Origin of the sequence: Micromonospora sp. DT231, from assembly GCF_049847025.1 — a bacterium.
Lineage (GTDB): Bacteria > Actinomycetota > Actinomycetes > Mycobacteriales > Micromonosporaceae > Micromonospora.
Genome location: NZ_JBNCNO010000003.1, coordinates 509,076 through 515,469 on the forward strand (window position 1 = coordinate 509,076; position 6,394 = coordinate 515,469).

Here is a 6,394-nt window from a genome sequence, read left to right on the forward strand (position 1 = left end):
CCGAAGGCTTCGACACACGCCCTAGCATCGCTGCTCGGGGCGGCGCGGCGCGAGCGCCCCGGGCGTGCCGGTCACCACCTGTCGTGCACCTGCGGGCGGATCAGCTCGTCGTAGATCTCGCGTACGGCGGCCAGTTGGCCGTCGGTGAGCGGCGACAGGGCCGCCGCCTGGGCGTTGCGCCGGGCCTGCTCCGCGTCGCGGGCGCCGGGGATGACGACTGTGACGCCCGACTGGTCCAGCACCCAGCGCAGGGCGAACTGCGCCATCGTGCGGTCCGCGTCGACAAGCGGCGCCAGCCGGCGTACGGCGGCCAGGCCCCGCTCGTAGTCGACCCCGGAGAACGTCTCCCCGACGTCGAAGGCCGCGCCGTGCCTGTTGTAGTTGCGGTGGTCGTCGGCGGGGAACTCGGTGTGCTCGTCGTAGCGGCCGGAGAGCAGGCCGCTGGCCAGCGGCACCCGGGCGATGATGCCCACCCCCGCGGCGGCGGCCGCCGGAAGGACACGCTCCAGGGGCTTGTGGCGGACCGCGTTGAGGATGATCTGTACGCTCGCCACCCCCGGCCGGGCGATCGCGGTGAGCGCCTGGTCGCAGGTCTCGACGCTGACCCCGTACCCGGCGATGGCCTTCTCGGCGACGAGGGTGTCCAGGCCGTCGAAGACCTCGTCGGAGGAGAAGACGGCGGTGGGTGGGCAGTGCAGCTGGACCAGGTCCAGGGTGTCCATGCCCAGGTTGGCCCGGGACCTGTCGGTCCACTGCCGGAAGTTGTCCAGGGTGTACGCCTCCGGCCGCTGCTCGACGCGACGGCCCATCTTGGTGGCGACGGTCAGCCCGGCGTCGGGTCGGGTACGCAGGAAGCGGCCGATCAGCTGCTCGCTGCGGCCGTCGCCGTACACGTCGGCGGTGTCGAGGAAGGTGACCCCGTCCTCCACGGCGGCGGCGAGCACCGCCATCGCGTCGGCCTCGCTGACGGTGCCCCAGTCTGCGCCGAGTTGCCAGGCGCCCAGGCCGACCGCCCCGACGGTCCGGCCGAGCCGGTTGAAGCTGCGCTGTTCCATGCCCCGAGCCTAGTGATCGGGTTGCCAGCCTGCCACGCGAGCCGTACGGTAGCAAGACGGACGTACGGTTTGGGAGGCAGAGATGTGGGATCCGACGACCTACCTGCGCTACGGCGACGAGCGAGCCCGGCCGTTCCACGACCTGGTCGCGCGGATCCCCGCCGACCGGCCCCGCGCGGTGGTCGACCTCGGCTGCGGCCCCGGCCAGCTCACCGCCACCCTCGCCGAACGCTGGCCGACGAGCCGGGTGCGCGGCCTGGACTCCTCGCCCGACATGATCGACCGGGCCACCGCCCTCGGTGCTCCTGTCGACTTCGCCGTCGCCGACCTGCGCGACTGGCATCCCACCGGCGACGAGGACGTGGTGGTCAGCAACGCCGCGCTCCAGTGGGTGCCCGGCCACCAGGAGCTGCTCCGTCGCTGGGCCACCGAACTGCCCGCCGCCGCGTGGCTCGCCCTGCAGGTCCCCGGCAACTTCGCCGCACCCTCCCACCGCGCGTTGCGCGAGGTCGCCGGCCTGCCGGCCTGGCGGGCCGTGGTCGCCCCGCTGCTGCGCGCCGACCCGGTCGACGATCCGGCCGACTACGCGGCACTGCTGACCGCCGCCGGCTGCGCGGTGGACGCCTGGGAGACTACCTACGTGCACCTGCTGCCCGCCCGGCCCACCGGCGACCACCCGGTGCTGGCCTGGATGGAAGGCACCGCGCTGCGTCCGGTCCGGGCCGCGCTGGACGCCGCCGGCTGGTCGGCCTTCCGGGCCGAGCTGGGGGTACGCCTCACCGCCGCCTACCCGGTCCGGCAGGGTCAGGTGTACTTCCCGTTCCGCCGCGTCTTCGTCGTCGCCCGCACCGGCGACCGTGCAGAGGAGAGTCCGTGACCGACCCGTCCGCCTTCATCGCCGGCCTGCCCAAGGTGGAGCTGCACGTGCACCACGTCGGCTCCGCCTCGCCCCGGATCGTCGCCGAGCTGGCCGCCCGCCACGAGGGACGCACTCCCGTGCCGGCCGACCCGGAAGCCCTCGCCGCCTACTTCGAGTTCCGCGACTTCGCGCACTTCATCGAGATCTACCTGAGCGTCGTCGACCTCATCCGCGACCCGGAGGACGTCTGGATCCTCACCCACGAGGTGGCCCGGGAGCTGGCCCGCCAACAGGTCCGGTACGCGGAACTGACGATCACCCCGTACTCGCACGTGCGACGGGGCATCCCCGCGCCGGCGTTCTGCGAGGCCATCGAGGACGCCCGCAAGCGCGCGGCGGCCGACTTCGGCATCGAGCTGCGCTGGTGCTTCGACATCCCCGGCGAGGCGGGCCTGCCCGCGGCCGAGGAGACGCTGCGCATCGCCCTGGACGAGCGCCCGGACGGGCTGGTCAGCTTCGGTCTGGGCGGCCCGGAGATCGGCGTACCCCGACCGCAGTTCCGGCCCTACTTCGACCAGGCCCGCGCCGCCGGGCTGCGCTCGGTGCCGCACGCCGGGGAGACCACCGGACCGCAGACCGTCTGGGACGCGCTGCACGAGCTGGGCGCCGAGCGGATCGGGCACGGCATCTCCGCCGCGCAGGACCCGGAGCTGCTCGCCTACCTGGCCGAGCGGCAGATCGGCATGGAGATCTGCCCGACGTCGAACGTCCGGACCCGGGCGGTGGCCACCCTCGACGAGCACCCGCTGCCCCGGCTTGTCGAGGCCGGGCTGCTGGTCACCATCAACTCCGACGACCCGCCGATGTTCGGCACCACCCTCAACGACGAGTACGCGGTGGCGGCCCGCCTGCTCGGGGTCGGCCCCGGAGGCCTGGCCGGGCTGGCCCGCAACGCGGTGACCGCGTCCTTCCTCGACGCCGACGGCAAGCAGCGGATCACGGCCGAGATCGACGCGTACCTCGCCACCACCGGCTGAGCGAGCGAGGGGCGGGTCCGGAGGAGCGGGGCGCGCGGCGGGAGCGTGGGTGTGGGGGGACCTGTGACTCCCGCCGCGCGCGCGGCTTCACCGGCCGTGGGTGCGCGAAGGCGCTCGACCGGTGAAACTGGTGGGTTCGCGTTCTGATCCTGTCAGCCCGCGGCCGGTCCAGCCCGCTCGTTAACCGCGATCTAAGGAAGACTTGCGACGGGCCACAACCCGGTCAGTCGTCGGTGGGGCGCTGGCGCGGCCAGCGACGCCCGGCGCCCTTGGTGTCCCGGGCGTCGCGTGCCATCCGGCCGACCAGACCGAAGCGGCTGACCTGCCGCGGCGTCGCCTCCGGATCGGCGAGCAGCATCACCACGCTCGCCCCGCCCAACCGGGCCCGGTCGATGCTCACCGACCCGTTGGCCTGCAACGCCACCCGCTTGGCGATGTCCAGGCCGAGCCCGGTCGAGCCCTGGTCACTGGTGCCCCGGCGCAGCGCCCGGTCCGGGTTGGCGATGCCGGGGCCTGCGTCGTCGATCCGGATCGCCACGTACCCGTCGCGCCGGGACACGGCCACCTCGAACGCGGTGCCCTGCGGCGTGTACCGGAAGACGTTGCCGATCACCGCGTCCAGCGCGGCGGCCAACTCGGCCCGTGGCACCGGCGCGGGGATGCGCAGTTGCGCGCCGTTCACCCGGTGCGGCCGGTTCTGGTCGCCGGCCAGGGCCGCCCAGAACACCATCCGGTCCCGGACCACCTCGCTGACGTCACACATCGCCGGCCCGGCCTCGAGCGCCACCGACTTACGGGTCGTCTTGATCAACACGTCGATCTCACCCTCCAGGGTGACGATCGCCTGCCGGATCCGCCGGATGCCGCGAAGCCGGTCCAGCTCCGCCGGGCTGAACGACCCCACGCTCGTGTCGTCGGACTCCAACGCCTCCGCGTCCAACCGCAGCACCGTCAACGGGGTACGCAGTCGATGCGACAGATCCGCCACCAGCTCCCGCTCGTCGGTGCGGGCCGCGTCCAGCCGGTCGGCCATCCGGTTGAAGGCGTACCCGGCCTCGGCCAACTCGCGCGGACCGGTCGGCTCGACGCGTACGCCCAGGTCGCCGTCGCCGATGGACAGCGCGGCCCGGACCAGACCCCGGGTCGAATCCACCGCGCGGGCGGCGACCCGATCGACCACCAGCACCGCCGCGCCGGCCATCGCCGCGCCGACCGCGAACAGCAGCAGCCAGGTGCCACCGGCGCCCTCGCCGAGCGTCGAGTCCGGGAGGAACACCTCGACCACTGCCGTCCGGTCACCGAGCACGACCGGGTCCAGCCGGAGCACGCCCCCGTCCACGTCGACGACCCGCGACCGCCGGTCGGCCCGGACCCGGTCCAGGTCGCCACCGGTGGCCCGGCCGGCGGACTCGTCCAGACCCAGACCGTGCACCACGGGCCGCGTCGGCGCGCCCTCGGCGCTCGCCACCACGGCCCGCTCGACGACCGCCGGATCGGTGCTCACCGCCAGCGCGCCGGTGACCAACGCGCTGCGTCGGGCCGCGTCGGCGATCGCCTCGTCCCGGCTCTGCTCCCGCAGGCTGAGCCCGAGCGGGATCAGGAACGCGAGCGCGACGAGACTGCACATGCCGGCCGTGAGCAGGGCCAGCGCCGTCCTCAGTCCGGTGCCACCAGCCGGAATCCGACCCCCCGCACGGTGCGCAGGTAGCGCGGCTTCGCCGCGGACTCGCCCATCTTTCTGCGGAGCCAGTACAGGTGAACGTCGATGGTCTGATCCTCGCCGACCGATGGCTGCCGCCATACCTCCTCCAAGAGTTCCCGGCGGGACACTACCCGCCCGGGTCGTGCGGCGAGATAGGCCAGCAGGTCGAATTCCTTACGGGTCAGCGCCAGCGGCTCCCCGTCGAGCTGGGCGCTGCGCTCACCCACGTCCACCCGGAGCCCGCCCACACTGTGCACCGCGGGCTGCACCGTCCGACTGGCCCGTCCGGCCCGTCGCAGCACCGTCGTGATCCGCGCGTCCAGGTGCGCCCCGGTGAACGGCTTGACCATGTAGTCGTCGGCGCCGGCGCGCAGCAGTTTGACCACCGACTGCTCGTCGTCCCGGGCGGTCGCGATGATGATCGGGATGTCGGTGATGCCCCGCAGCATCCGCAGCGCGTCCGAGCCGTCCAGGTCGGGCAGGCCGAGGTCCAGCACCACCAGGTCGGGTGTCTCCGCCGCGACCCGACGCAGGGCGTCCAACGCCGTACCCACGGCGTGCACGGCATGCCCCCGGTCGGTGAGGGACCGCAGCATCGCGCCGCGTACGACGTGATCGTCTTCGACCAGGAGCACGGAGGCCACGACAAGACCGTACTTGGCCTGGCAAGTTGATCGCATTGCGACGTGCCTGGCGAGCGGGCAAGCTGGTACGACGATGTCGTTCACCCTGTTCGTCGATGCCCGTCTGTCGCTCGCCCGAGACAGCCTCGCCGGTCTCTCCACCGGCGACGCGCTCGGCGCGCAGTACTTCCTGCCGCGGGCAGCGCCCTCGGATCTCGCCGCGGGCGCACTGCCGCCGGCCCCCTGGGAGTGGACCGACGACACCGAGATGGCCTGCTCGGTCCTCGCCGAGCTGGCCCACTCCGGCGGCATCGACCCCGACCGGCTGGCCCTGGCCTTCGCCGAGCGGTGTGCTCCGCACCGGGGCTACGGGGCCGGCGCGACGGCGATCCTGGAGCTGATCCGTACCGGCACCCCGTGGCCGCTGGCCGCCGCGTCCGCCTTCGACGGCCAGGGCTCCTGCGGCAACGGCGCGGCGATGCGGGTCGGCCCGCTGGGCGCGTACTTCGCCGACTCGACCGCGCGTGCCGCCGCCCAGGCCCGCGCCTCGGCCGAGGTGACCCACGCGCACCCCGAGGGGATCGCCGGCGCCGTCGCGGTGGCCGTCGCCGCCGCCCTGGCCGCCCGGGGCCGCCTCGACGGTCACCGGCCGGCCCCGGAGCGCCTGCTCGCCGGCATCGCCGCCACGCTCGACCCGGGCACCGAGGTGCACCGGAGCGTGAACCGGGCGGCCGGGCTGCTCGGCCGACCAGTGGACCGGGTGGTGGCGGAACTCGGCAACGGCTCCCGGGTGACCGCCCAGGACACCGTCGGGTTCACCCTCTGGGTGGCCGCCACCCACCTCGACGACTATCCGACAGCGATCCGGACGTGCGTACGGGCAGGTGGGGACATGGACACCACGGCCGCCATCGCCGGGGGGGGTGGTGGCGGCGTACACCGGCGTCGGCACCGCGGGCGGGGTGCGCGCGTCGTGGCTGGCCGCCCGCGAGCCGCTACCCACCTGGCTGCCCTGACCACCGCGCCTGTCCGTGCGGCCTGGCCTGTCCGTGCGGCCTGGCCTGTCCGTGCGGCCTGGCCTGTCCGTGCGGCCTGGCCTGTCCGTGCGGCCTGGCCTG

5 protein-coding genes and 1 pseudogene are annotated in these 6,394 nt (G+C 74.0%); 3 read left to right on the forward strand and 3 right to left on the reverse strand.

Annotation, left to right across the window (positions count from 1 at the left end):
- Window positions 1-71 precede the first annotated feature (71 nt).
- On the reverse strand, window positions 72-1,055 hold the full coding sequence (locus ACPXBU_RS10535) for an aldo/keto reductase (protein WP_425757896.1): 984 nt from the start codon (window positions 1,053-1,055) through the stop codon (window positions 72-74).
- 82 nt (window positions 1,056-1,137) lie between these two features.
- Here ACPXBU_RS10535 and ACPXBU_RS10540 point away from each other — a divergent pair, with 82 nt between their 5' ends.
- Window positions 1,138-1,932 (forward strand): trans-aconitate 2-methyltransferase, encoded by a 795-nt coding sequence (locus tag ACPXBU_RS10540; RefSeq protein WP_425757897.1) that lies wholly within the window; start codon window positions 1,138-1,140, stop codon window positions 1,930-1,932.
- Entirely contained in the window at window positions 1,929-2,951 is a 1,023-nt protein-coding gene (locus ACPXBU_RS10545; protein WP_425757898.1) for an adenosine deaminase, read from the forward strand. The genes ACPXBU_RS10540 and ACPXBU_RS10545 overlap by 4 nt, the downstream gene beginning before the upstream one ends.
- A 223-nt stretch (window positions 2,952-3,174) precedes the next feature.
- Here ACPXBU_RS10545 and ACPXBU_RS10550 read toward each other — a convergent pair whose 3' ends face one another.
- Both ACPXBU_RS10550 and ACPXBU_RS10555 read right to left on the reverse strand, forming a co-directional pair.
- Window positions 3,175-4,578, reverse strand: a complete 1,404-nt coding sequence (locus ACPXBU_RS10550) for a HAMP domain-containing sensor histidine kinase (RefSeq protein ID WP_393367681.1) — start codon at window positions 4,576-4,578, stop codon at window positions 3,175-3,177.
- A gap of 29 nt (window positions 4,579-4,607) precedes the next feature.
- Complete coding sequence (locus tag ACPXBU_RS10555; RefSeq protein ID WP_355028791.1) at window positions 4,608-5,297, reverse strand: response regulator transcription factor; 690 nt, start codon at window positions 5,295-5,297, stop codon at window positions 4,608-4,610.
- Window positions 5,298-5,370: 73 nt separating this feature from the next.
- Here ACPXBU_RS10555 and ACPXBU_RS10560 point away from each other — a divergent pair.
- Window positions 5,371-6,292, forward strand: a pseudogene (locus tag ACPXBU_RS10560) (ADP-ribosylglycohydrolase family protein).
- Window positions 6,293-6,394: the final 102 nt, after the last annotated feature.

Excerpts from the sequence above, each read along its gene's own strand:
- ACPXBU_RS10535 (WP_425757896.1), bottom strand. The coding sequence starts at position 1,055 with ATGGAACAGCGCAGCTTCAACCGGCTCGGCCGGACCGTCGGGGCGGTC.
- ACPXBU_RS10540 (WP_425757897.1), top strand. The coding sequence starts at position 1,138 with ATGTGGGATCCGACGACCTACCTGCGCTACGGCGACGAGCGAGCCCGG.
- ACPXBU_RS10550 (WP_393367681.1), bottom strand. The coding sequence starts at position 4,578 with ATGTGCAGTCTCGTCGCGCTCGCGTTCCTGATCCCGCTCGGGCTCAGC.